The organism is uncultured Marivirga sp., assembly GCF_963974845.1.
Classification (GTDB): Bacteria; Bacteroidota; Bacteroidia; order Cytophagales; family Cyclobacteriaceae; genus Marivirga; species Marivirga harenae.
Genome location: NZ_CAXBEQ010000003.1, coordinates 423267 through 445704 on the forward strand (window position 1 = coordinate 423267; position 22438 = coordinate 445704).

Below are 22438 nucleotides of genomic sequence, written 5' to 3' on the forward strand. Positions count from 1 at the left end.
TTTCAGATGCATTGCATTAGAAAGCGACAGCAATAAAAAAGGTGAGCCGTTTTTGACTCACCTTTTTATATTTTGTGTTCAGGATAATTTATTTTTTCTTTTTCTTTTTGCCTTTCTCTTTCTCTTTTTTGGCTTCTTCACTTGCCTTCATTGCTTCTTGTAATCGTTGCTGAAACTTGGAAGTCTTTTTATTTACGTTTTTCTTCTTATTCTCTTCTAGTATTTTTAGGATTTTATCCTCATCAATCATTCTTCTGATTAAAGTTTGCTGTCCAAATGTGATAAGGTTGGCAATTAAATAGTAGAAACTTAGAGCAGCCGGGAAGCTGTTCAATACGAACATGAAAATTACAGGCATTAAATACTGTATGTTTTTCATCGGTCCTTGTACCGAACTAACCTGTCCTTGTGACCAAGTAATTAAAAGGGTAGATAAGGTCATTAAAATAGTGAACAAACTAACGTGGTCACCATAAAATGGGATTTCAAATGGTAGGCTCAAAACACTATCGTAAGTCGATAAATCGGTTGCCCATAAGAAAGATTCCTGTCTTAGCTCAATCGAACTAGGGAAGAAATAGAACATGGCAAATAGTATAGGCATTTGGAGCAATAAGGGAATACATCCAGATAGAGGGTTAACTCCCACTTTTCGATATAGCTCCATTTGATCGGCCTGAGCCTTCTGCATATCTCCACCGTGCTTTTCCTTAATTTCATCCAGTTGTGGCTTTAAAACTTTCGTTTTAGCCATCGAAACATAAGATTTATAAGAAAGAGGGGAGAGTGCTAATTTAATCAATAATACTAGTATGATAATAATCCATCCGTAACTGCTGATGTATTTTTCTAAAATATAAAACACATTGATAATAATGTATTTATTGACTAAACTAATTGGAAACCAGCCTAAATAGACATTTTCCTCAAAGTCAGGAGCTACTTTTTGTAGCGTTTTATAGTTGTTCGGTCCAAAGTAATATTTGAATTCACCAGCCTTATTGGTTACTTCTGCTAATGGAATTTCCACTTTGGCTTTTCCTCTTTTAACGTATTCAGCGGATAAATCTTCAATATCTGTAGAGAATTCAGCTCTTTTCATTGGTACATCCGTGATGAAGGCTTCCATGAAGAAGTTTTGCTTAAAGGAAAACCACTTTACAGGGGCAGCTACTTCCTCGCTGTCATCATCAGAACGTTCGCTTAGACCATCCATACCTTCTTCTTCAGAATAGTAGTTCATAGTGACCTTAGTTCTGCTTTGCTGAAGGTCTTTTTCGAACTTGCGCATTTTTTTATTCCACCTAAGAGTCAATTGATCTCCCAATATTTCATTGGTAAAACCATTAAAAGCTAAAGTGTATCCTACCTGATATTGGTTTCCAGATAAGGAATAAACTTGCTCAATACTTTTATTTGGAGCAATTTTCGCTACAAATTTGATTTTGACCGTATCTCCATTGGTTAATTCTCTTTGAGGAGATCCTTCCAGTTCAAAGTAAAGATCATATAGGTTGACCTCTCCAGAAGCTGTATTGAACAACAATTCCTTTTCCTCATCTTCCTGATTAGTAATGACAAGTGGTTGCCCATCGAAAGTCTCAAAATCTTTTAATTCAACACTTTTAATTCTACCACCTTTTGAATCAAATGCAATGGCAATAGTTTCTGTATTAAAAGTTGAAATATTAGATTCACCTTTCGCAACTTGTGCAAATGCCCCATATTGGTTGACAAGTGCTTGGTTTAATGTAGAATCATTTTCATATTCAACAACTTCTTCTTTTTGGTTAGTTGTTGTTTCCGCTTGACTTGGGTCAATTTGTTCTACTTGATTGCTTTCAATATTTTCTGGCTGCTGCGGTGCATCCGCGAAAAACCAAAAGTATGCAATCATTAAAATAGAAATCAGGATAAGTCCTGTTGCTTGATTTTTGTCCATCTAAATTGTAATTAATTCGATTCTGATAATATTTTATGTTCTAAACTAGCTTTAACAAATCTCACAAATAATGGATGTGGATTCAAAACGGTACTTTTTAGCTCAGGATGAAATTGAGTTCCTACAAACCATGGATGATCTGGAATTTCTACTATTTCAACTAATCCTGTTTTAGGATTGATTCCTGTAGCCTTCATACCCGCAGCTTCAATATCCTGCAAATATCTGTTATTAAATTCGTATCTATGCCTATGGCGCTCATTAATTTTGGCTTTTCCATAAGCTTGGTATGCTTTTGTATTCTTTTTTAGCTCACACTCGTAGGAACCTAAACGCATGGTTCCTCCTTTTTGTGTGATCCCTTGTTGTTCCAGCATTAAATCTATAATCGGATTTTTAGTATTTTCATCAATTTCAGTTGATGAAGCATCTTTTAAACCCAGTACGTTTCTAGCAAATTCCACAACTGAACACTGCATCCCTAAACAAATTCCAAAAAATGGAAGCTTTTCTTCTCGACAATATTTAATAGTAGCAATTTTTCCTTCAATTCCTCTTTCGCCAAATCCCGGTGCTACTAAGACCCCATGTACACTACTTAACAAGCTTTCTACATTCTCTGCATTTATTTCTTCAGAATGAATCCACTTTACGTTTACCTTGGTTTCATTTTCAGCTCCAGCATGTATAAAAGACTCTGTTATAGATTTGTAGGCGTCAGGTAATTCGATATATTTCCCTACTAAAGCAATGTTAATTTCAGAAATTGGATTCTTTAGTTTCCCCAAAAAGTTCTTCCATTGTGTCAATTCTGGTTCCACTTTATGAGAGAGTTTAAGCTTTGCCAATACTCTTTCGTCCAGTTTTTCTTTACGCATTAGCAACGGTACATCGTAAATGGAGTCTGCATCCATCGCTTCAATAACCGAATTGATATTTACATTACAGAAAAGTGCTAATTTCTTTCTTATCTCCTGTGGTAATTTATGCTCTGTACGACATACCAAAATATCTGGCTGGATACCAGATTCCAGCAATTGTTTTACTGCATGCTGTGTCGGCTTTGTTTTTAATTCACCTGCTGCTTTTAGATAAGGGATAAGCGTTAGATTGATTACGAGAAAGTTATTGGGACCAACATCCCATTTTACTTGTCTTACGGCCTCTATAAATGGCAAGGATTCAATATCGCCAACGCAACCACCTATCTCGGTAATGACAATATCATAATCATTTTTATCTGCAACCGCATAGATATTACGCTTGATTTCATCTGTGATATGTGGTATGACTTGAACAGTTTTCCCTAAGTAAGCACCCTCTCTTTCTTTAGTAATTACATTATAATAGATTCTTCCCGTGGTTACGTTATTTTCCTGCGAGGTATTTATATTTAGGAATCTTTCATAATGGCCTAGATCCAAATCAGTTTCGGCTCCGTCTTCAGTAACAAAACATTCACCATGCTCATAGGGGTTAAGCGTTCCGGGATCTACATTTATGTATGGATCAAGTTTTTGAATTGTAACTGAGAAACCCCTTGATTGCAAAAGTTTTGCAAGAGAAGCAGCTATAATCCCTTTTCCTAAAGAAGAAGTTACTCCACCGGTAACAAAGATGAATTTAGTATTTTTTCGAGATGCCATAAGTTATTTTGAATTGCCTGCTGTACTTATGGGATACAAAGGTAGTATAAGCATTTTAAAATCTTTATCTATTTTGAATATAAATCAATATTTTTCTGTTCATAATCTTGAATGCTTTCGCTATTAGTCAATTAATGATAAATTAAATTTTAATTGTGATAATCTACTTGCGAATTCTTAATTTTCTAGTACCTTAAATTCTTGGATGTTGGGATACGCTTCTAACGTATTCCAAGTGGCAAGCTCGGAAATCTCTATTGTAAAAATACTTTCGTGGGTTTGAGCAATTTTAGCCCCTCCAATGGTTGTATGCCAGTTTTCCCAGCTAAACTTAACTCCACCTACTGGAATTACGGCTACCCACATTTTTACATATTCGGGTATCCCTGTTTCTTCATTAACTAGCCATAAATAAGAGTCTCCCGGAGTTACTCCTCCACTTTTATAAGTGACTAACAAGCCCTCCAAACTATTATTTTCCTGAGGAATATAGCTTCTATCGGTCCCGTCATCTTTGATTTTTGTAATCGGATTTAGCCAAAAGGAATCATTTGCCCAAATTGCATAAGCTTCTTCAAGCAGAGAATTCAAAAGCTCATCTCTTTCAATTTTTTTACCTTTAGCGAAAGCAATCCCTTTTTTAGAATCTAGCTTAATGAATACATCATAATTTTCCCAGCTAACTTTAGCCCAATGTCGGTCTTTATCCCAAACCAAATGATGTTGGCCAGCAAAAACCCACTCCACGATTGCAATTTCCTGCCAAGCGGAATCATTAACTGCCTCTAACATTTTATCAGCTAATTGCTCTGCTTTCTCGCTATTTTGACCTTGGGGTAAATCTTCATCCACAATTAAATAACCTAAAAATCCTAATAACCCAATTGCTACTAAAACAATGAATATCCATTTTAAAATTTTCATGCTTTTAAACTTTAGAAAGGTATAAATACAATTTTTTTAGTGGTATAAAAAGGCTCAGAGAAGTAGTCTGAGATTGCAACTTCTTGATACATTCTTTTGATTTCCGCCATTTCATCTTCCAGATCTCCACCTTTTAATGCAATTATTCCACAATTATCGTTGGGATTATCTGACTGGATTTTTTGATTTACCCAGTTTACGAAAGATTTCATTCTGGTTACGGCTCTGCTAACCACAAAATCAAATTTACCTTTGGTCTTTTCCGCTCTTTGATGATAGGCTTCAACATTTTCTAAACCGAGAGCATCAGAAATTGCCTGCACCACCTTAATTTTTTTTCCAATGGAATCGACCAAAGTGAAATGGGCATCTGGAAACAAAATTGCCAATGGAATGCCAGGAAAACCACCTCCAGTTCCTACATCTAGGATTTTCTTACCAGACAAATCTTGAAATTTGGCGATTGATAAGGCATGTAAAATATGCTTTTCGTAAATGTTATCAATGTCTTTTCTAGAAATTACATTGATTTTCTCATTCCACTCAGCATATAGCGTTCCCAAGTCTTGAAATTGGGCCTTTTGCTGAGTTGTAAGAGTAGGGAAGTACTTTTCAACAATTGAGCTGCTATCCATTAAAACCGAGTTTCTTTACCTTCAATCAATTCTCGCATTAATTCTCTTGAACGGTGCAATTGAGCTTTAATAGTTCCTAATGGTGCTTCTAATTCAGTTGCAATTTCCTCGTAGGACAATTCTTGAAAATATCGAAGTTTGACCAAGCGCTGATATTTTGCTGGAAGTTTATCAACAAACATGCGCATTAATTCAATTCTTTGTTCTTTTATAGCCAAATCTTGAGGTGTTAAGTTTCCTTTATCCTCTACATCTATTTCCACTGCATCACCATTATCATCTTTGTATGAAGTATGAATGCTGATCGTTCTCAGTTTCTTTTTACGAATAAAATCAATTGCATTATTGGTGGCAATCCTGAATAACCAAGTACTGAAAGTATAATCTTTCTTGAATCGGTGAAGACTCTTAAAAGCCTTTGAAAATGCTTCTATAGTTAGATCTTCTGCATCATCTACATTTCGGACCATCTTTAAAACCATGTGATAAACAGGCTTTTTATATCTTTTCATCAACTCAGCATAAGCCATTTGGTCTTTGGCAATCACGGCTTGATCGATCAATCTAAAATCCTTTAGTGCCTTTTCTGAAAAACTTCTATTTTTATTTATTTCCATTTAAGATGCTTTGTTAGTGATGCATAAATTCCCCATGTCCAATAATAACAATTAAAAAATAATTCCATTATGGGTAAATTATAATACACAAATTTTATCCCAAACTTAATGCTAAGCTTATAAAACACGACATATTGTCCTGCTACATGCGTTAAGAATAGGAAACTTAAAATTAAACAATCAGTCGGATTTCCCAGCATACATCCTAATATAAATAAAATCCATGCAATACTTTGAGTCAAATGAAAAAGTCCTAGTCTAAGCTTATCGTCTGTTTTGTAATGCTTTCCAACCGATAGGTGTCGTTTCTTCTGTTGAAAAAATGCGCTCCAATTTTCCTTAGGATTTGACAACGTGAGACTTGTAAAATGAGTGCAAATTCTAGTATTTTCTTTTGTTGAATGTTGATTAACCCAGAGATCGTCATCTCCTCCCATTACTGATTTGAAATTCTGGAATCCATTTTTTTGTTCAAAAAATGATTTTCTATAAGCCATATTCCTTCCCACACCCATGTATGGCGATCCTCTTTGGGCAAATGATAAATAGAGCAGTGCAGTTTGCAAAGTTTCGAATCTTATGAATTGGTTAAGTATGCCTAATCTTTTCTTGTATAGAGAAACTCCTAAAACGATTGATGTTGATTCTTTGAAAGAACGTGACATTATGTCAACCCAGTGACGGGAGTTTGGCTCACAATCAGCATCGCTCAAAAGAATTATTTCATTTTTCGCCAGTTCAATTCCTTTTGTTAGTGCGTATTTTTTTGCATTGAATTCAACAGGTGTTTCGGATATATGGAGAACCTTTAGATGAGAATGGCTTGTTTCCAGGTCTTCTAACCACTCTTGACTTCCATCATTCGAACGGTCATTAACCAAGATGACTTCATAATTATCATGTGTTTGATTTAAAAATTTTGGAAGGTGATTTTTAAGATTTTTTAGTTCATTATGTGCACAGATAATGACAGAAGTGGGTTTTAATTCATCACAGAATTCTTCTTCATCATTTTTTGAATAGACAAAAGTAAAAAAGTAATAGATATTGAAATAAGCTTGAATCAGTATTACAACAATAAAAATTATGAAAATTACTTGGATTTGCTCCATACTAGAAAAATGATTCCGCTTTTTGACAAAGATATTGGAAAATAAAAACTATAAATTCTATAGAAGCTATATTTTTGCATTCTTATGCAATTTACGATTTCTAATAAAGATAAAAATTCCAGTGCTAGAGCAGGGGAAATGACCACAGCCCATGGTAATATTAAAACCCCTATTTTCATGCCTGTTGGTACTGCAGGTTCAGTTAAAGCTGTTCATCAAAGAGAGTTGAAAGATGATATACAAGCCCAGATTATTTTAGGCAATACCTATCATTTGTACCTCCGTCCCGGATTAGAGATTCTCCAGAAAGCTGGTGGACTACATAAATTCAATGGATGGGAGAGACCGATATTGACAGATAGCGGAGGTTATCAGGTCTACAGTTTATCCGGTACTAGAAAAATCAAGGAGCATGGAGTTACTTTCAAGTCACATATTGACGGGTCTTCTCATATTTTTAGTCCTGAAGGCGTAATGGATATTCAACGTAAAATAGGAGCGGATATAATCATGGCTTTTGATGAATGCACTCCATACCCTTGCGATTACGAGTACGCAAGAAAATCTATGGACATGACTCATCGTTGGTTGGATAGATGCATTCAGCAATTTGACAATACGGAAGGTCATTATGGTTATGAACAAACACTTTTTCCTATTGTACAAGGTAGCACCTATAAAGACTTAAGAAAACGCTCTGCAGAAGAAATAGCTTCAAAGGATAGAGCAGGTAATGCGATCGGAGGTTTGTCAGTAGGCGAGCCAGCAGAGGAGATGTATGAAATGACCGAACTTGTTTGTGATATTCTACCTCAGGACAAGCCACGATACTTGATGGGCGTAGGGACGCCAGCAAATATTTTGGAATGTATTGCTTTGGGAGTCGATATGTTTGATTGTGTAATGCCAACACGTAATGCGAGGAATGGCATGTTATTCACGACCGAAGGAATAATTAATATAAGAAACAAAAAGTGGGAAGATGATTTTTCTGCAATCGACCCAGCCTTAGGGAGCTATGTTGATACATTTTATACAAAAGCCTATTTAAGACATTTGGTTCATTCGAAAGAAATTCTTGGAGCACAAATTGCAAGTATTCATAATTTAACTTTTTACCTTTGGTTAGTGGAAAAGGCAAGGGAACAAATAATATCTGGCACATTTTATGAATGGAAAGAAAAAATGGTCAAAAAATTAATGACCCGTTTATAATTTAATATGAAGCTACTCGACAAATATATTCTCAAGAAGTTCTTATCCACTTTTATTTTCGTGGTCCTCATTATTCTGGCAATAGTAACGGTTATTGACTATACTGAGAAAAATGATGACTTCATGGAACATAATTTGAGTTTCTTGGAGATTTTACCTTATTACGGAGCTTTTATTCCTTGGATTGGCAATTTAATTACACCAATTACCATTTTTATAGCCGCTGTTTTTGTGACTAGTAAAATGGCAGGGCACACAGAAATTGTTGCTATGCTGTCAAGTGGTATGAGTTTTAGAAGACTATTGGTTCCTTATATGATGGGTGCAGGATTGGTAGCCATATTAAGCTTCTATCTAAATGCATATGTAATTCCTGATGCCAATAAAACCAGAATTGCCTTTGAAACCACCTATATTAAAAAGCCATTTTATTTTACCGATAGAGATATCCATTTGAAAATTGCTCCAGAGACATATGTTTATATGGAAAGTTACAATAATCAAAGGGATGTTGGGTATCGGTTTACCTTAGAACTGATTGAAGATAAAAACTTGAAGGAAAAGTTGAGTGCTAGAAGAATTGAATGGGACTCGGCTCAAAGCAATTGGAAAGTTAAAGATTGGACCTTGAGGAAATTTAATGGTTTGGAAGAAACCTTTGAGGAAGGAAAGGAATTGGATACAGTTTTAAATATCACTCCCAAAGATTTTGGAAATACTTATGGATTGCAAGAAACCCTTACTTTAACCGAGCTAAATAATTATATCGATTTACTTAAAGAAAGAGGTGCAGATAATGTGAAAGTATATCTAATTGAACGTTATATTCGTTTTATGGCACCTTTTGCAGCTATAATCTTGACCTTTATAGGAGTGGTGGTCTCGTCAAAAAAGAAAAGAGGCGGTACAGGATTTCAAATTGCTTTGGGCTTTGTAATAGCATTTGTATTCATTATTTTCTTTATTTTAAGTAAAGCTATAGCTGAAAACTCTACGATGAATCCTATTTTAGCAGTTTGGTTACCTAATATTACTTTTAGTTTAGTGGGCTTAATTCTATACAAATTTGTACCACGATGACAATAGAGGCTAAAAACTATCTGCAATTGCATTTTATAGTTTTGATTTGGGGACTGACAGCAATTTTGGGTCTTCTTATTAATATATCTGCAGTTGCTGTTGTTTTTTACCGGACTTTATTTGCCACGGTCACACTTCTATTTATCCTGTATTTCTGGAAGCTAAGTTTTAAGGTGGGATTCAAAGAGTTTTTGAAAATACTTGGGGTGGGACTGATTATAGGACTTCATTGGATTTTGTTTTTTGCTGCTGCTCGAGTATCTTCTGCTTCAGTTTGTCTCGTAGGGATTGCTACTTGTTCTTTTTGGACTAGCTTAATAGAACCATTAATGAGTAGTCGAAAAATTAAAATTTATGAATTAGCCTTGGGTATTCTAGTCGTAATGGGTCTATACATTATCTTTAGTGTAGAATTTCAATATTTGGAAGGGCTTATAATGGCCATAATCTCTGCTATTTTAGCGAGTGTATTTACGGTCTTGAATGGTAAGCTTACACATCACCATAATCATTATGTTATTACTTTTTATGAAATGATGGGCGCCTTAATAGGTTCTATTATTCTAATACCCCTTTATTTAAGTTATTTCAATTCAGAAATTGTAGATTTTATTCCTAATCAATGGGATTGGTTTTACCTTATAATTTTAGCAGTAATTTGTACAGTATTGGCATTTTCAATGTCTGTTAAGGTGCAAAAAGTATTAAGTGCTTTTGTAGTAAATCTTACAGTAAACTTAGAACCAATCTATGGAATTATCTTAGCTTTTCTTATTTTTGGTGAGGAAGAGAAAATGAGTTTCGGATTTTATGTAGGAACATCCATTATTTTGCTTTCTGTGCTTTGCTATCCTATTGTGAATAGAGTAATGAAAAGGAGAGCATTGCAAAGTGATATATTAAGATAATTCAATTAATAATGTTGAAATTTCCAGTACTGACCTTCTTTATATTTTTTATTTCTTTTGGCGGTTTCGCTCAGGAAAACGATGCTCTTGAATCCCCTGAATTAGTGGAAACAATGGTCGGGGACGGGGTTGTTTTCTTAGTGAAGTACAATAAAGAAGAGAATCTAAACTATAAACTTACATGGAAAAGTGATATTTTGGATGCCAATTTTGATGATCAAGAAGGGGAGTTCTTCTGGGAAACATCAAACGATGATATTGGACTTCATTCCGTATATTTTTATTTAAAGGATTCCCTTGATCAAATTGTTTCCACTTCAAAAACATTAATAAAAGTAAATTCCATAACATCGGTGCCTTCAATAAAAATGGAACCTGATTCTCTGGACAGTAGGGCATTTATTAAACTATTGCAAGGGGAGGATTATAATCTAGAATTTATTGCGTCAACTAGAAACAGTAGAAATGCTGACGATGTGGTTTTAACCTACATTTGGAACAACGATACTGATCTGAGCACTATTGAGCAAGCAGAAACACATGTAGTAGGAAATCGGCTGCTTTTAGATTGGAAACCAAGCCAAAGCCAAGCAGCAAAAAAATATTTCGATTTGGATTTAATAGCCATTGACAATACAAATGCTGTGAATAGAAGAAAATTTAGATTTCAGGTGATAGGCCAGGAATTGCCTCCAGAATTGAGAAACAATGTAAACGATACCTATATTATTACTGCTGATCAGGAATTGGATATAGATTTCTCAGTAAATGATCCAAATAATGATCCTATTGTTTATTCAGTAGATATTCCAGTAACCGTTGGTGCACCAACAATTGATGAGAGAGGCATTTTCACATGGAGTTTAAGTGCAATGGAAATGAGCAATATCAGTTCTATTTTTCCCTTAAAGATTAAATTAAAGGCCGAAGAAGCCGAAGATTCTAAACATTTTGTGGAAAAGGAAATCACAATTTTGAAAAGTGAAAAAAATGACCCGCCATTAATAACCAAATTAAGCAATTTAAGCATTCGAGAAGGTTATGATATTAAGAGAAGAGTGTTTGTTCGTGATAACAATCATCCTATTGCAGAACTAAAATATTCACTAGAAAATGAACCGGATTGGCTTTATGTTCAGCAAGAAGGGGATAGGTTATTTTTAATGAGTGATACCTTAGGGTTTGATATTGTAAAAGCTGATGGAATTTCTGTGCAGTACGATGTATTGTTTACTGTGACTGATCCAGAAGGGGCAACAGATAGTAAGTTCTTTAATGTAACTGTAAATGAGGGTGTAAATACCGATAGATTGTATAATCAATTGACAGATTATCAGAAGTCCACAGATGCTTTGCTGGTAGGCTTAAGAAAGCAAATCAGAGAATTAGATCATAGAATACAAAGAAACCAACGGCTAAAAAAAGGTTTGCTTTTCACAACATTTTTCTTGGGTAGTTTTAGTGCGACAGGAGCTTTCTTTGAAGATCATACCATTGCTAATGAGGCAATACCCTATGCTGGGGCACTTTTGGCTATCACTAGTAGTGTTAATGCATTAGCTTTTAATCAGGAAAATAAAGTAATTAATTTGAAAGGACGGCTAGAAGATGTCGAGAAATCCATAGTTCGAAATAAGAGCTATCTTGCTACTTATTCCATTGAAGATGAAACAGATGATGAGCTAAGAAATAATGAATTAGTCAATCGAGTACAGTCTTACCGCCAAGCTCTTATTGAGCAAAGAATTGAATTAAGGAGATTAGAAGACCAGTACAGGGAATTGAATTACGTGCAGCGAAAAGTTAGAAGATTTAATAGAAAAGGGAATTCTGATAAAATTAGGTGGAACTTTATCGATAAGATCTAAATGGACATCAACTAGTTTATAAGAAAAGAAAATAATACAATTGCTCAAGCTGTATACTTGCAACACATTCTAATTAAACTATTATTATAGATATAACTTAAACATTATCAGTAACATACTGTTTCCATACTTCACTAAAAAAAACACCAGTATGAAAAAGTTATTAAAATCAATTGTATTAAGCGTTGTAGTTTTGGGTCTGTCCTTTTCAGTAAAAGCTCAAGACAAAAACATTGTTGAATTAGCAGTAGGTACTGAATCACTTTCTACTTTAGTAACAGCAGTAAAGGCTGCAGGCCTTGTAGAAACCCTCAGTGGGAAAGGTCCTTTTACGGTTTTTGCACCGACCAATAAAGCATTTGAAGCTTTGCCCTCTGGAACATTAGAATCTTTGCTAAAACCAGAAAATAAGGATCAGTTAATTGCTGTTTTGACTTATCATGTGGTGGGAGCAAAAGTGATGTCTTCAAGCCTAAAGGAGGGACAAAAAGCCAAAACAGTTCAGGGAGAAGAAGTAAATATTAGTCTTAAAGGCGGAGCTTCTGTGAATGGGGCTAAAGTAGCAATGGCTGATGTTGAAGCATCAAATGGCGTTGTTCATGTAATTGATAAAGTAATTTTACCACCATCAATGAAATAAGACTTTATGTCTACGAACTGAAAACCTCGAATATTTCTATCGAGGTTTTTTATTTTCATTCTACAATAGAATTATTTTGTCTGCTATTATAGAGCTTGGATCAGTATCTTTGCTGTATATCCCAAAGATTGTAGAACCACTCCCCGTCATACTTGCATAAATCGCCCCGTTATGGTAGCATCTATTTTTTAGATCCAGTAGAGATGGGTGTTTTAAGAATATGCCATCTTCAAAATCATTTTTCAATATTTCGTTCCATTCTTCAATTGGATATTTTTCTATAATATCTTTTACAGAAATTGCTAATTGCTGTGGTTTCACACCACTGTAGGCTTCTGCAGTTCCAATATGAATACTTGGAAACATCATGCCTAAATAGTATCCAGATAGATCGATTTTAGTGCTTTCAAAAACCTCACCTCTTCCACTTACAAATTTGGGTTTGTTTGCAATAAAAAAGGGACAGTCACTCCCTAATTTCAAAGCATAATCTTCTAGCTTTTCATTTGAAATACTGAGATTGAAATACTTATTAAGCAATGTCAACATAAACGCCCCATCTGCTGAGCCACCACCCATTCCAGCTCCCATAGGAATATTTTTATGTAGAATAATTTCTACAGGTGGAATATCGTGATCAGATTGAATTAAATGATAAGCTTTTAGTACTAAATTATCATTTGAATTACCGGGGATTGGAAGACCCGTTGAACTGAATTTTAATGCTTTAGAAGGAATAATCTCCAATGAATCCTTTAAAGGAATAGGGTAGAAACAGGATTCAATATTATGATAACCATCCGCTCTTTTCGAATTGATATTAAGTCCTAAATTAATTTTGGCATTGGGAAATGTGAGCATCAATAGATTTTAAAAACCCGTCAGGTTTTTTTAGAAAATAGCGCAGTAGTTTATTATTCACAGCAACAATCTCTTAAGGTCAACCTGACAGGTTTGGTGATTTAAAGTTTTTACTTCATTTCCTCAATCAACTCTTCTGAAATACCAGTAAATGAATAACCACCATCATGGAAAAGATTCTGCATCGTTACTTTTTTCGTGAAGTCTGAGAACATCATGATAATATAGTCAGCACATTCTTCTGCAGTAGCGTTTCCTAATGGAGACATTTTCTCTGCAAAGTTGTAGAATGAGCTAAATCCACTTATACCTGAACCAGCTGTAGTAGGAGTTGGAGATTGTGAAATGGTATTTACCCTCACTTTTTTAGTTTTCCCAAATCTGTAGCCGTAACTTCTAGCAATTGACTCTAAAAGCGCTTTTGCATCGGCCATATCGTTGTAGAATGGATAAGTTCGTTGAGCTGCAATATAAGACAGACCTAAAATGGAGCCCCACTCATTCATTATATCCATTTTATCAGCTGTTTGCATCATTTTGTGAAATGAGACGGCAGAGATATCGTAGGTTTTTTGCAACCAATCATAATTAAGGTCATGGTATTGTTTTCCTTTTCTCACATTCGGGCTCATACCAATTGAGTGCAAAATGAAATCAAAGTTTCCACCTAATATTTCTTTCGATTCAGTATATAATTTAGTGATATCTTCAATTGAGGTAGCATCAGCTGGGATAACTTCGGTATTACATTCTTTAGCCAATTCTTGTATTCCACCCATTCTCATGGCAACAGGTGCATTGGTTAACACAAATTGAGCACCTTGTTCCTTTGCTTTTAGTGCCGCTTTCCAAGCAATAGAGTTCTCATCTAAAGCACCGGTAATAATTCCTTTTTTTCCTGCTAATAAGTTATTCGACATAGTTTTCTGAATTGTGTTTAGGCAAAAATATAAATTTATCTCCACTAACGAAGGATTAATCTGAAAATACCGATGCAATCATCATTTAGCGTCTTAATTCAGATTAGTTTTTCTTATTACCATCATGCTTTCCTAATTCGGTTTGAGAATCAAAATAGATTCTTTGTGAAGGATATGCATAATGGATATTATCATATTTTTGAAAAGTTTCTAAAATGTCCTCCCAAATTTCGTGCTGTGCTACTCTTCTTTTTTTAGGTAAAGTTAAATAACGCATCGTAAGTTTAATACCATAATCTTCCACAGATGTGTACACATAAGGAGTAAGGTTACTGTAAAAGATCATAAACTTTTTAGAGGCTTCCAATAATTTTCTTTTGGCAGAGAAAGATAATTCCTCAGCATGCTCATTCACTATTTTCTCGCAAAGTTGTTTTGCTTTTTTCCAATCACTATCAAAGGTGACCCGGAGGCTGAGCTCATCCCACACATGGCTAAAACCTTGGTCGTAATTGGCCTGAGTTGATTTGAAAATTTCTCCATTGGGTATATGGATGATTCTTCCCGTACTTTGATCAGCTGCTACCCAATTACCGATTTCATTGATCGTAAATTGGAAAAACCGTATATCGATCACGTCACCAGCTACTCCATTAATCTCAATTCTATCGCCTACATCAAATGGTTTTCGGATAACGATGAAAATCCAGCCAGCTATATTCATCACAGGAGCTTGAAGGGCTATCACCAAACCAGCACCCACTAAACCTACTAGAGTGGCAAGTGATTCAACCTGTTCGACCCAGATATTGAATAGAAAAACAAGTAGCAGAAAATAATAGGTATTATTTACACTATTTTTCCAAAAGTAACGCTCTTTAACCTCTTGAGATCTATTGAAAACAATTTTTAAGGCCACTACTTTCAGCAAAACTAAAATGAGAACAGCAACAACTGTGTAAAAGATTTTGTATTGGAGCTCCGGAGGCAATTGCCAGTTTTCTTGAAAATATGATATTATTTCTTTGGCCATTATTTAGTAACTATGTTTAAGTTTTAAAATTCAATTTAAATAATTCTTAACTAAATATGCGAGTAATTGCAATTTTGATTTTTCTGATCTTCTCCAATAATTTAAAAGGACAATTATCTGGTTCTGTGTATGACAAAGCTACTGGTGAAAGCTTGTCATATGTAAATATCTGGTACTTTAATGATGAAATAAGTGTAGGAACCACCGCAAATGAGTCAGGCAGCTTCAAATTTGATGAACTGGATACTAGTCGGTTTTTAAATTTTAATAAGGTTGGTTATGAAGTACTTAAAGTAAAACCAGATTCTAGTAAATATGATGTTTTCTTAACCCCAATTAAGAAGACAAGATTGAATTTGTCTGAAGAAGTTGAAGGACCAAGAAGAGTAAAAAAAGGCATTGATTTTGAAAATTTGACTTCAATGGGTTCACTAAGTACCACTGAATCTAAACCTAGCATTCATGTGCAATATTTTCCTGCTGACAATTTTCTTTTGTATAAATTAGTGAGAATAAATCTAGGCTTAAAAAATAGAGTTAGAAGTTTGATAAATATTAGAATATATGAGGCGACTGAACACAAAATACCAGGTGATCTTCTATATTTAGAAGACCTTATCAAGAAAATAAGTGCTGGGAAAGAGGTTTACAGAATTAGTTTAAAGGATTTAGGTATTAGAATTCCTGAAAACGGTATTTTTATTGGGTATGAAAAATTGATTATTGATCAAAATAAAATAATGTTAAATGAGACTGATTATAATACCAATCAAGAAGTAATTATTAGTGAGTACTACCCAATATTTAATTTGTATGAAAGTAAGGACTCAAGCATAATTTACTCCTACGTTAACGGTAATTGGGGAAAATGGAAGAATTCTAAAATTAGTTTAGGGATAAACTTAGAATTAAAAAGGTAATACTGACTTTTTCATTTATAGTCTGAGAATTTGAACTATAAGTACTTACTATACTGTAAGTTGAACTTTTCTATAAGATTTTTTTGCTATTAATTATAAGTTCAGTAATTCAGTGCAATTACAGTACAATGAACTTAAAACCTTTTCAATGCCAAATCACTTACATGATCTCCAATGGATAAAGAAGATGTAGCAGCAGGAGAGGGCGCATTACAAACATTAATAGCGTTCTGCTCCTCAATTATCAAAAAGTCATCTATTAATCCTCCATTTCTATCACAGGCTTGAGCTCTCACTCCAGCGCCACCTGGAGTCAAATCGCTTTCAGTAATATCAGGTAATAGTTTTTGAAGAGCTGTGGTAAAAGCTGATTTTGAAAAAGAACGGTACATTTCTCCGAAGCCGGTTTTCCAATATTTAGCCGCAACTTTTTGAAAGCCCGGCCATGCCAATGATTCTCCCAATTCCACTAAATTAAATAATGATTTTCGATAGCCTTCTCGTTTGAAAGCCAATACGGCATTAGGACCTGCTTCAATTCCACCATTGATCATTCGTGTAAAATGAACCCCTAAAAATGGGAAATTTGGATCAGGAACAGGGTACACCAGGTTCTTGATTAAATATTGCTTTTCTGGTTTTATCATGAAATATTCGCCACGGAAAGGAATGATTTTTAAATCAAGTTTTTCCGATGTAAGCTTGGCAATTTTATCAGAGTACAATCCAGCACAATTCACCACTAATTTTGTATCAAAACTATCTTTATTTGTAATTATGATCGTATTTCCATTCTTTTCTTGAATATCAATTACTTTTTGGCCTAGAGCGATTTCACCTCCCAATTCTTGAAATTTTTCAGCATATTTCAAGGAAACGGCAGTGTAATCAATGATCCCCGTTTGCGGTACATGGATTCCAGCGATTCCATTGACATAGGGTTCATGCTCCTTAACTTCTTCTTTCGTAAGTGTTTTGAGATTTTTCAGACCGTTTTGTGCGCCTCTTTCTTCAATCATAGATAGAGTAGGAAGCTCACTTTTGTCAGTGGCAACAATTACTTTACCACATAATTCATAAGGAACACCTTCCTGATCACAGAATTTGATCAATTGGTCGTAGCCATCAATGCAGTTTTTTGCTTTCAAACTTCCCGGCTTGTAGTAAACACCAGAATGAATAACACCACTATTATTACCTGTTTGATGAAGAGCCAATTTCTCTTCTTTCTCTAATAATAAAACGGAGCGTTTCCTATTTTTCTGCTTTATTTTAAGTGCTGTAGCTAATCCTACTATTCCACCGCCAATTATGATGATATCCTGCATTTGATTGTAATTGAAAAGTAAAATTACTTGTCTGAGAGATTTGTTTGCCGCTAATAAATTAGTCATCAAAATTACAATAATTGATTTAGTCTCCAATCATTTTTTATCCTAATATTTTCTGGCAATCTTAAAATTTAAAGAGCCAATCGATCATTGACTTCCCACTTGTTCATATTTACAGATATCATAGTAATATATCGGACTTGGTAATTTTATAGTTTATATTAGTGAATTACTAAAATTTAAACTAAACTATAAGAACTATGGCGAATTGCTTTGCACTAATGGGTTGGAGTTTACCCGTAATCGAGAGTATGCAAAAACTCAATAAACCTTATGTGGTGGTATCATTTCCCGATTTTGAGGAATATGCTAAAGAGCATGATATCCCATTTGTTTCTTATCAATTTGATGAATGGAGTGATACCTCAAACTCCTTAGATTTACATGAGAAATTAAAACCCTTTAATGTTGATGTTGCAGTTCCCCTGTTTGAAGAAACAGTGGAGTGGGCTGGGGCACTAAACTCAATTTATAGAGATGATCCAAGAGTTTTGAATCGCGCTTTTTTATTTAGAAATAAAGCCATGATGAAACGAAAAGCTTTGATTGGGGGGTTACGTGTAGGTTTATTTGAAGAGGTTTATAATAAAGAAGGAGTAAAGGCATTCATGAAAAGATTAAATCAAGCTAATCTGCAAGTGGATGGAGAAGAAGATAGCTGGGTACATATTAAACCTTTTGCCTCTGCCGGGACTGTTGGACATAGGTTATTGCGTTCAATGTCTGATATCGAGGAAAAATGTGAAGAAGATGACTTCCCTTGTCTAGCTGAAAGTCATTTACCAGGAACTGAATTCTCTTGCGAGGCCTTTGTACACAAAGGTAAAATTAGGTTTCTAAATATCACGGAATATGTAAAGTTAGGCTATTCGAATTTCATTCCCGAAGGAAACCACTTGCATACTAAGCGTGATAAAATAATGAAGGAAATGCAAAAGCTGGTTGACTTGTTCGGGATAGAGTATGGTATGATTCATCCAGAATGGTTCTTGACTGAAGATGACACACTCAGTTTCGGTGAAGTCGCTTGTAGAATTCCAGGGGGACATATCCTAGAATTGGCAGGAAAGGCTTACGACTTTGATGCCTTAGGTGCTTTTGTATTATGTCATGATCCTAATCTGTCAGAAGAGGAGTTAAATGAGATATTACCTGCTCCTGACGCAAGGCCAAAAAATTTCTATGGAAATGTTATGATATATCCTCATAAAAATCAAATTTCTAATTTAGAAATTCCGGAGGAATTGAAAGAGGAACCGTATTTCTTAGATCATAATTTGGTACCCCCTTTGAGCACTCAAAAAATAAGTGACAGAGATGGATTCGGGAATCATTTTGGTACCGTAAACTTTAAGGGGGAAGATCCTGATCGAATGACGGAATTACTATTGCATTATGAAAATGTAGATTTCTATCATTAAATATAAACCAAGAGAGAAGTTTAACTGGCGCAAGTTTGATCTTGCGCCTTTCATGCTTTAAATTATTTCATATATACTATATTGAATCTTGTTCAATACCATTAATGCTTGTCATATTTTACTTTTGACAATGAATCTTTAAAATTTTTAGTATTCCATGGGGAATCAAACAATTATTGATAATAGCAATCAAAAACTTAGAGAACTATTAGAGGAATTCACTTCCGCAACATCCCTAACTAGGTCTGAAAAAGCCAACCGATTGATGGGGCAGATAGACATCTTGAGTGATTCTGTAGAAGGTCTATCGTTAGTCTATAGTGCTATAGGGGAAATTTCAGAAGGAGGAATCTTTAATGAATCTCCTTGGGCAGACCCATCCAAATTAGTCTCAGGATTAGTAAATGGAACTCTAAAAAGTGGTCACCCTAATTCTACCATAGAGCTTTTAAGTGAATTAAGATTATTAGCAATAGCTAAAAGTGATTATAAATCAAATATTGTCCAAAAGGAAGATGCTGAAGCCTATATTCAAGAGGTAATTGTTTCGAATTTAGAGTTTGTCTTCAACGAACCGGTTGAGGAAACGCGATTAATTATGAGCGAGCATGAATTGAATAAAGTTCATAATTTATTCAAGTTTCTTTCAGAGCACGTTCATTTAGATGATGTAAAAGAGACATTAGCCGAAGAATTAACACTTATATGTGAACAAAGGCCTGTCGTAACTGAAAAGCAAAGAAAAATAATTGCTTTAGTTAAGGAGAAGATAGAGTTAGACCCAAATAAGGAAGGCGACCAAAAATTATTAAGTTTTCAGAGAAGCATCTACAGACCTACACAGCGAACTGAAAACGTGAGTATTGATGATTACCAATCTGTTCTAGAGGGTTTAAACAATTCTGAAATTTATGTTGAAGCGCAAGAGATGGGAGCATCTATGTTGCGATATGGATTGGTGAGTCAATATCAGGCGAACTTGTTGAAGTTTTTGATTCATAAGGAATTCAAACAAACCATTCCAGTTTGTTTAGGATTATCGCCTGCTGGAGAGAGTAGATGGTTTGAGTTTACTGACTATTTATCCAAACTGATTTTAAAAACAGTACATATCTATAATGCTCAATGCATTTATGGCTTGGCCAAGATGTTGGAAAATGGAATGATTGCTAGAGAATCTGTACGATCAGGATTATCAAATTTAGGAGAGATTCAGATTCACCCAAAAGTGGAAGAAAGGATCCTGAAATCTACCAGAAATCCTCATCAAGCCGTCAGCGCTAGGCAATATTTAATTGGCGCCTTATTTAGGATTTTAGGTCAGCCATTGGGTGTTGGTCAGGGGAATAATCCAACCTGTCAAAGTGCTAGAGGAATAAGTATGTGGAGCCAACATGCGCCAGCAAAATTGATAAATATGGTGCAAACTGCTGCAGTGACAGATGATATCACATTCCGTTTTGAAGGTCAGGAAATAAAAGCCTCCGTGACTGGAAAAGGTCTGGTACAGAATTTAGATTACAATTTAGATGCAGTTTCAGTGACCTTGGTTCCGATGCTGGATAGAGTCTATAATGAAATGATGTTGAGAGCTTCAGGCCGAGGAGAAGATCCGCATAAATGGGTAAATCCTGCCCTTTACGGACAATGGATTCAAATTGGTTTTGCATCTGCTTACGACTACCTCTCTAATGCTATTGTAGATTTTAATGGCTTCGTGCAGGTATTTTATGCAATGTGTCATCCTGATTATAATGGAAACCATAAATTGATTTATCCGAATCCTGTAGGTATTTTTATTACCAGCTCTAAAGGTGAAATGTTAGGTTTTCATGCTGTTTCATTGCTTCGGGTTGATAAAGATCCCTCTGGAGCTATGCGCGCTTACTTTTTAAATCCAAATAATGAAGGGAGACAAGATTGGGGACAAAATGTGAAGCCATCAGTCTATGGGAATGGTGAAAATCATGGAGAATCATCACTGCCTTTGCATGAGTTTGCTGCAAGGACTTATGCATTTCATTTTAATGATTTAGAGGCATCAGATAAAATGGAAAATGTCCCAAATACCGAAATAGAAAAAGTAAAATCCTTGGCAAAAGAGAGCTGGGGTAAATCTTATACTTGGTTGGAAACAAAGAAAAAATGGTAAAACACTCTTCACGGATAGAGCTGAAGCAATCAGCCTTAAAAGCAAATGTTAATTTTATAAAAAAGAAGATAGGGAAGAAAGCAATTCTGTCCTCTGTTGTAAAGGCCAATGCCTATGGTCATGGTATAGAATCTTTTGTTCCAATGGCAGAGAAAGCTGGAGTTCATCATTTTTCAGTGGCTTCCTCATTTGAAGCAGAAGAGGTGTTAAATGCTTGCCATGAGAAAAGTACTATTATGATTATGGGTATTATCTACGAAGAGGATATTCCGTGGGCTATTGAAAACAATATTGAATTCTTTGTTTACAATTATGACAGACTCCCTATAGCACTGGCAGCTGCGAAAAAAATAGGGAAGGCTGCGAAGGTTCACATTGAGGTAGAGACTGGAGCTAACAGAACGGGCATGCCTGCAGATGAATTTCCCAAAGCTATAAATTTTCTGAAAAAGAATAAGGAGCATATTGTATTTCAGGGTCTTTGTACGCACTTTGGAGGAGCAGAAAGTCTTAGTAATCAGTTCAAAATTGACAGACAAAAATCTAAATATAAAGAGTTTTTAAAACAGTGTAAGGATAAAAAATATGAGCCCAATATTAGACATATTGCATGCTCAGCGGCCGCATTAGCTATGCCCGATACCGTTTATGATTTGGTAAGAGTGGGAGTTGCACAATATGGATTTTGGCCTAGTCCTGATATTTATTATCATCATTTACAGGAAACTGATAAGAAGTCAGATGGTGCCTTGAAAAGAATATTTAGTTGGAAGACGGATATAATGGATATTCGGGAAGTACCAGAAGGAGATTTTATTGGATATGGTACCGCTTTTCAAGCAAGCCATAAAATGAAAATAGCAGTAATGCCCTTGGGTTATTCTAATGGATATCCGCGTGCATTGTCTAATAGAGGATATGTTTTAATCGGAGGAAAGAAAGCCCCGATTGTTGGCTTAATCAATATGAACTTGTTTATGGTCGATATTACCCATATTCCTCAAGCAAAAGTAGGAGATGAAGTGGTATTAATTGGAAGACAGAAGAATAATGTTATTAATGTAAGTAGCTTTACCAATAGCACCCAATTATTGAACAACGAAATGCTCAGTAGATTGCCTTCAGCTATACCAAGAACGATCGTACGTTAATT

Annotated in this window: 19 protein-coding genes; 9 read left to right on the forward strand and 10 right to left on the reverse strand. The window is 35.0% G+C overall.

Annotated features, from left to right (window positions below; translation table 11 throughout):
• Positions 1-88: 88 nt before the first annotated feature.
• From yidC to AAC601_RS09370, 6 genes are all read right to left on the reverse strand, one after another.
• A complete protein-coding gene (gene yidC / locus AAC601_RS09345) occupies positions 89-1942 on the reverse strand; it encodes a membrane protein insertase YidC (protein ID WP_303269001.1) in 1854 nt (617 codons plus the stop codon).
• An 11-nt stretch (positions 1943-1953) separates the two neighbouring features.
• Positions 1954-3588: a CTP synthase gene (locus AAC601_RS09350; protein ID WP_303269003.1), complete on the reverse strand. Its 1635-nt coding sequence runs from the start codon at positions 3586-3588 to the stop codon at positions 1954-1956.
• 177 nt (positions 3589-3765) lie between these two features.
• A complete protein-coding gene (locus tag AAC601_RS09355; RefSeq protein WP_303269004.1) occupies positions 3766-4512 on the reverse strand; it encodes a hypothetical protein in 747 nt (248 codons plus the stop codon).
• Between the two features lie 11 nt (positions 4513-4523).
• The gene (gene rsmG, locus AAC601_RS09360; protein WP_303269005.1) at positions 4524-5147 is read right to left on the reverse strand and encodes a 16S rRNA (guanine(527)-N(7))-methyltransferase RsmG; all 624 of its coding nucleotides are present in this window, start codon (positions 5145-5147) and stop codon (positions 4524-4526) included.
• The gene (locus AAC601_RS09365; RefSeq protein ID WP_303269006.1) at positions 5147-5764 is read right to left on the reverse strand and encodes a sigma-70 family RNA polymerase sigma factor; all 618 of its coding nucleotides are present in this window, start codon (positions 5762-5764) and stop codon (positions 5147-5149) included. Before AAC601_RS09365 ends, rsmG begins: the two co-directional genes overlap by 1 nt.
• The gene (locus AAC601_RS09370) at positions 5755-6876 is read right to left on the reverse strand and encodes a glycosyltransferase (RefSeq protein ID WP_303269007.1); all 1122 of its coding nucleotides are present in this window, start codon (positions 6874-6876) and stop codon (positions 5755-5757) included. The genes AAC601_RS09365 and AAC601_RS09370 overlap by 10 nt, the downstream gene beginning before the upstream one ends.
• 84 nt (positions 6877-6960) lie before the next feature.
• On the opposite strand from AAC601_RS09370, the gene tgt reads away from it, so the two are divergent.
• From tgt to AAC601_RS09395, 5 genes are all read left to right on the forward strand, one after another.
• Complete coding sequence (gene tgt, locus AAC601_RS09375) at positions 6961-8091, forward strand: tRNA guanosine(34) transglycosylase Tgt (protein WP_303269008.1); 1131 nt, start codon at positions 6961-6963, stop codon at positions 8089-8091.
• A 6-nt stretch (positions 8092-8097) separates the two neighbouring features.
• Positions 8098-9171, forward strand: a complete 1074-nt coding sequence (locus tag AAC601_RS09380; RefSeq protein WP_303269009.1) for an LptF/LptG family permease — start codon at positions 8098-8100, stop codon at positions 9169-9171.
• Complete coding sequence (locus AAC601_RS09385; protein WP_303269010.1) at positions 9168-10079, forward strand: EamA family transporter; 912 nt, start codon at positions 9168-9170, stop codon at positions 10077-10079. Before AAC601_RS09380 ends, AAC601_RS09385 begins: the two co-directional genes overlap by 4 nt.
• 11 nt (positions 10080-10090) lie before the next feature.
• Positions 10091-11947 (forward strand): hypothetical protein, encoded by a 1857-nt coding sequence (locus AAC601_RS09390; RefSeq protein WP_340153068.1) that lies wholly within the window; start codon positions 10091-10093, stop codon positions 11945-11947.
• 151 nt (positions 11948-12098) lie between these two features.
• Positions 12099-12587, forward strand: coding sequence for a fasciclin domain-containing protein (locus tag AAC601_RS09395; protein ID WP_303269012.1), 489 nt, complete (start codon positions 12099-12101; stop codon positions 12585-12587).
• A gap of 60 nt (positions 12588-12647) precedes the next feature.
• Here AAC601_RS09395 and ispE read toward each other — a convergent pair whose 3' ends face one another.
• From ispE to AAC601_RS09410, 3 genes are all read right to left on the reverse strand, one after another.
• On the reverse strand, positions 12648-13448 hold the full coding sequence (ispE, locus tag AAC601_RS09400) for a 4-(cytidine 5'-diphospho)-2-C-methyl-D-erythritol kinase (protein ID WP_303269013.1): 801 nt from the start codon (positions 13446-13448) through the stop codon (positions 12648-12650).
• Positions 13449-13558: 110 nt separating this feature from the next.
• Entirely contained in the window at positions 13559-14368 is an 810-nt protein-coding gene (locus tag AAC601_RS09405; RefSeq protein WP_303269014.1) for an SDR family oxidoreductase, read from the reverse strand.
• Positions 14369-14471: 103 nt separating this feature from the next.
• Positions 14472-15401: a mechanosensitive ion channel family protein gene (locus tag AAC601_RS09410; protein WP_303269015.1), complete on the reverse strand. Its 930-nt coding sequence runs from the start codon at positions 15399-15401 to the stop codon at positions 14472-14474.
• A gap of 56 nt (positions 15402-15457) precedes the next feature.
• Here AAC601_RS09410 and AAC601_RS09415 point away from each other — a divergent pair, with 56 nt between their 5' ends.
• Positions 15458-16321 carry a carboxypeptidase-like regulatory domain-containing protein gene (locus AAC601_RS09415; RefSeq protein ID WP_340153069.1) on the forward strand — a complete coding sequence of 288 codons (864 nt, stop codon included), beginning with the start codon at positions 15458-15460 and terminating at the stop codon, positions 16319-16321.
• Between the two features lie 134 nt (positions 16322-16455).
• On the opposite strand, the gene lhgO is transcribed toward AAC601_RS09415, so the two are convergent.
• Complete coding sequence (lhgO, locus tag AAC601_RS09420; RefSeq protein ID WP_340153155.1) at positions 16456-17649, reverse strand: L-2-hydroxyglutarate oxidase; 1194 nt, start codon at positions 17647-17649, stop codon at positions 16456-16458.
• A 263-nt stretch (positions 17650-17912) separates the two neighbouring features.
• Between lhgO and AAC601_RS09425 the strand changes: the two genes are divergently transcribed.
• The 3 genes from AAC601_RS09425 to alr all read left to right on the forward strand — a co-directional run bounded on the left by AAC601_RS09425 (position 17913) and on the right by alr (position 22436).
• Positions 17913-19133, forward strand: a complete 1221-nt coding sequence (locus AAC601_RS09425) for a carboxylate--amine ligase (RefSeq protein WP_340153070.1) — start codon at positions 17913-17915, stop codon at positions 19131-19133.
• A gap of 157 nt (positions 19134-19290) precedes the next feature.
• Positions 19291-21285 carry a hypothetical protein gene (locus tag AAC601_RS09430; protein ID WP_340153071.1) on the forward strand — a complete coding sequence of 665 codons (1995 nt, stop codon included), beginning with the start codon at positions 19291-19293 and terminating at the stop codon, positions 21283-21285.
• Positions 21279-22436, forward strand: coding sequence for an alanine racemase (alr, locus tag AAC601_RS09435; protein WP_303269019.1), 1158 nt, complete (start codon positions 21279-21281; stop codon positions 22434-22436). The genes AAC601_RS09430 and alr overlap by 7 nt, the downstream gene beginning before the upstream one ends.
• Positions 22437-22438 lie beyond the last annotated feature (2 nt).

What these genes read in the sequence shown, in the direction of transcription:
- yidC (WP_303269001.1), bottom strand. Translation starts at nt 1,942, where the DNA reads ATGGACAAAAATCAAGCAACAGGACTTATCCTGATTTCTATTTTAATG.
- AAC601_RS09350 (WP_303269003.1), bottom strand. Translation starts at nt 3,588, where the DNA reads ATGGCATCTCGAAAAAATACTAAATTCATCTTTGTTACCGGTGGAGTA.
- AAC601_RS09355 (WP_303269004.1), bottom strand. Translation starts at nt 4,512, where the DNA reads ATGAAAATTTTAAAATGGATATTCATTGTTTTAGTAGCAATTGGGTTA.
- rsmG (WP_303269005.1), bottom strand. Translation starts at nt 5,147, where the DNA reads ATGGATAGCAGCTCAATTGTTGAAAAGTACTTCCCTACTCTTACAACT.
- AAC601_RS09365 (WP_303269006.1), bottom strand. Translation starts at nt 5,764, where the DNA reads ATGGAAATAAATAAAAATAGAAGTTTTTCAGAAAAGGCACTAAAGGAT.
- AAC601_RS09370 (WP_303269007.1), bottom strand. Translation starts at nt 6,876, where the DNA reads ATGGAGCAAATCCAAGTAATTTTCATAATTTTTATTGTTGTAATACTG.
- tgt (WP_303269008.1), top strand. Translation starts at nt 6,961, where the DNA reads ATGCAATTTACGATTTCTAATAAAGATAAAAATTCCAGTGCTAGAGCA.
- AAC601_RS09380 (WP_303269009.1), top strand. Translation starts at nt 8,098, where the DNA reads ATGAAGCTACTCGACAAATATATTCTCAAGAAGTTCTTATCCACTTTT.
- AAC601_RS09385 (WP_303269010.1), top strand. Translation starts at nt 9,168, where the DNA reads ATGACAATAGAGGCTAAAAACTATCTGCAATTGCATTTTATAGTTTTG.
- AAC601_RS09390 (WP_340153068.1), top strand. Translation starts at nt 10,091, where the DNA reads ATGTTGAAATTTCCAGTACTGACCTTCTTTATATTTTTTATTTCTTTT.
- AAC601_RS09395 (WP_303269012.1), top strand. Translation starts at nt 12,099, where the DNA reads ATGAAAAAGTTATTAAAATCAATTGTATTAAGCGTTGTAGTTTTGGGT.
- ispE (WP_303269013.1), bottom strand. Translation starts at nt 13,448, where the DNA reads ATGCTCACATTTCCCAATGCCAAAATTAATTTAGGACTTAATATCAAT.
- AAC601_RS09405 (WP_303269014.1), bottom strand. Translation starts at nt 14,368, where the DNA reads ATGTCGAATAACTTATTAGCAGGAAAAAAAGGAATTATTACCGGTGCT.
- AAC601_RS09410 (WP_303269015.1), bottom strand. Translation starts at nt 15,401, where the DNA reads ATGGCCAAAGAAATAATATCATATTTTCAAGAAAACTGGCAATTGCCT.
- AAC601_RS09415 (WP_340153069.1), top strand. Translation starts at nt 15,458, where the DNA reads ATGCGAGTAATTGCAATTTTGATTTTTCTGATCTTCTCCAATAATTTA.
- lhgO (WP_340153155.1), bottom strand. Translation starts at nt 17,649, where the DNA reads ATGCAGGATATCATCATAATTGGCGGTGGAATAGTAGGATTAGCTACA.
- AAC601_RS09425 (WP_340153070.1), top strand. Translation starts at nt 17,913, where the DNA reads ATGGCGAATTGCTTTGCACTAATGGGTTGGAGTTTACCCGTAATCGAG.
- AAC601_RS09430 (WP_340153071.1), top strand. Translation starts at nt 19,291, where the DNA reads ATGGGGAATCAAACAATTATTGATAATAGCAATCAAAAACTTAGAGAA.
- alr (WP_303269019.1), top strand. Translation starts at nt 21,279, where the DNA reads ATGGTAAAACACTCTTCACGGATAGAGCTGAAGCAATCAGCCTTAAAA.